Annotated in this window: 2 protein-coding genes and 1 pseudogene; 2 read left to right on the top strand and 1 reads right to left on the bottom strand. The window is 71.8% G+C overall.

Annotation, left to right across the window (positions count from 1 at the left end):
- Positions 1 to 1,334, top strand: a 1,334-nt coding sequence (locus AOK24_RS37215) for a hypothetical protein (RefSeq protein WP_055724365.1), incomplete at its 5' end; no start/stop codon positions are given.
- A gap of 275 nt (positions 1,335 to 1,609) precedes the next feature.
- Here AOK24_RS37215 and AOK24_RS51665 read toward each other — a convergent pair.
- Positions 1,610 to 2,013 (bottom strand): annotated as a pseudogene (locus tag AOK24_RS51665) (DUF4232 domain-containing protein); the annotation flags it as partial.
- A 491-nt stretch (positions 2,014 to 2,504) separates the two neighbouring features.
- Between AOK24_RS51665 and AOK24_RS37205 the strand changes: the two are divergent.
- Positions 2,505 to 2,775 (top strand): helix-turn-helix domain-containing protein (locus AOK24_RS37205; protein WP_055724364.1); only part of this gene is annotated, 271 nt, incomplete at its 3' end.

Here is a 2,775-nt window from a genome sequence, read left to right as displayed (position 1 = left end):
GAGAAGAGACCGCGCCGAAGAAGCCCGCCCGCCCCCGGACCGCCCGGAAGAAAGTCACCGTCCCCAAGTCCCCGAAGAAGTCCCTTGCCGAGAACGACAGTTGGCACCCGGCCCGCCTCTTCCCCGTCTCCGTCCTCAAGAGCGACCGGGACCGCGAGACCCGCGCGACCTCGGTCCTCCTCTCGGTGATGGCCCAAGTACCGGAGTTCGGCCGCAGGTTGACCGCCGCGTTCGGCGCGCCCGCAGGCCGCATGGAGACGTTCACCGAGGTCTCGCTCCCCCACGGCGACACCCCGAGGCGCCCCGACGGGGTCGTCCGGGTGGAGCGCGCGGGCAAGCTCTGGACCGCCCTGGTCGAGACGAAGACCAACGGCAACGCCCTCAAGTCCGAGCAGGTGCAGGCGTACATGGACATCGCCGCGCGGCGCGGGTACGAGGCCGTCATCACCCTGTCGAACGACGTGGCGCTGGACGGCAGCCCTCTCGTGGACGTCAAGGTGGACGGCAGACGCAAGCACAAGGTCGCCCTGTGGCACCTGTCGTGGGCCGAAGTCGCGTACCAGGCGCAGATGTTGATCCGCCACGAGGGCGTCAACGACAAGGCGCACGCCTGGCTGCTCCTGGAACTGCTGCACTACCTCCGGCACGAGAACTCCGGCTGCCACGGCTTCCAGAACATGGGCGCGGCCTGGGTCCCCGTACGCAACGGCATCGACGACGAGACCCTGTGCGCGGGCGACCCGCGCGCGCTGGACGTCGTGGAGAGCTGGGAGCGCCTGGTCCGGCAGATCTGCCTAAGCCTCGGCGGCGAGCTGGGCCAGAAGGTCCTGCCGGTCCAGCGCGCGAAACGCGGCGCGGACCCGAAGGAGCGCCGCAGCCGCCTCGCCGACCAACTCTGCCTGGACGGACGGCTGTCGGCGGAGCTCCGCATCGAGGGCGCGCCGGGCATCCTGGCGGTCGGCGCGGACCTGCGTACGGCGAGGCTGCGGACGTCGATCGAGATCCCGGCGCCGGACCAGGGCTACCCCCTCACCTGGGCCAAACGCCTGCTCCGCCGCCTGTCGGAGGCCCCCGCCGACCTGCACGTGGAGACCCTCGTCGAGGGTGACGCCGGCGGCCCGCGCGGCACCCTCGAACGCCTCCGCCCCGAACCGGCGGACCTGCTCCCGAAAAGCCCCGACACCCGCATCACCGGCTTCCGCCTGTCCTTGCTGAAGAGCATGGGCAGCAGCCGGGGAAACGCGGAGTCGGGGTTCATCCGCAGCGTGGACGACGCCGTGAACCGCTTCCACACGAACGTCGTCGCCCACCTGGACACGCCGGGCCGGGCCTGACCTGTCCAGCGGATCGGGCCTAGGGCCTGTCCGGCGGATCAGGCCGCGGTCGCGGGGCCTGGCACGCGCTCCCCCCAAGCTCTGCGAGCAGGGGGGACCCCCAGCCGCGTTGTCGTCGGTTGCCGACTCCCCCAAGTTCTCGGCTCCGCTCGAACAGGGGGGACCCCCATCGCGTCGACGCCCTCCTCCGCCTTGCAGCTGCACGCACCAGCCCCCGCTCACCGGCACCGATACGGAACCGTCACTCTCGTGCAGCCTGATCCGCCGGACAGGGCCTAGAAGTCGTCGGCCCCGTTGCGGAGTTCGTACGTCCAGTACCCGGTGAGCGCCTTCGCCGGGTCGACGGCGATGCCCTCCTTGCCGGGGGCGGTGACCGCGATGACCGTGGAGTCGCCCTCCAGCATGACCTGGAACGCGGACACGGGCTCGTTGTCCTCGTCGACGCCGCCGTCCGAGAGCTTCACCAGGGCGTAGGCGGGCGCGCCGGCCGCCAGCACGACCGGGGTGGCCGGCTTGCTCTTCGCGACGGCCGGGACGTCCTGCTTGTGGCTCTCCAGGAACTGGATACGCGGGAAGCCGGCCAGGCGGCAGGAGTGCCGGCCCGTGTTCTTCGCGGTGAGGACGATGTGGGTGTAGGGCGGGCCGTCCTGGAGGGCGGCGGTGATCCGTACGTCGGCGGNNGGCGTCGTCGCCTTGGTGCCGGCCGAACTCCCGCTGCCCGCCGAGCCGTTGGCGGTGGCCGAGCCCTGGGAGCCGGTGGACTTCGCGGAGCCGGCCGACGTACCCGACGTACCCGTCGTCCCCGTGGACTTCTCCGCTGTGGACGCGGCGGCCACCGGCGCCGAGGCCACCGNNGGCCGCGAGGGCGAGCAGCGTGGAGCGGTGCATGTTCATGGAGAGGTTCCCCGTCGTCAGTAGCGGGCCGGGGCTCGATGCCGTCGGCCGTTCCGCAGGTCAGCGGTGGTCGAGAAGTGGTCGAAGAGCGGTGGCCGGCGCCCCGCGTCTGCCCCAAGTCGATCACCCCGGACCCCCTCCCACCAGGCAGTTCATCCGGCAGAACTACGTCAGTCATACTTCTGCCGGAGGCTCGCACCCGAACAAGCCGGACGAGCCGAACAACCGGAACAAGCCGGACGACCCGCACGACCCGCATGATCGGAGACCCCCACGGTGCGCGCCAGCACACCTCCCGCAGGAGACTTCGCCCGGCGGCTGCGCACCCTCCGCACCGAAGCCGGCCTCAGCCAGGAAGCGCTGGCGAACGCGGCGGGCGTGAGCGTCAGAGCGCTGGCCGACATGGAGCGGGGCCGTACCCGGGGCCCGCAGCGCCAAACCGTCCAGGCCATCGCAGAAGCCCTGAACCTGGACGACGAGGAAGCGGCGGCCCTGGAGAAGTCGGCCGCGGCCGGACGCCCCCGCCCTCGCACGACCCCACCTGGCC

The organism is Streptomyces niveiscabiei (assembly GCF_001419795.1).
Classification (GTDB): domain Bacteria; phylum Actinomycetota; class Actinomycetes; order Streptomycetales; family Streptomycetaceae; genus Streptomyces; species Streptomyces niveiscabiei.
Note: the sequence above shows the minus strand (reverse complement) of the source record. Positions and strands in the feature narration are given on the sequence as shown.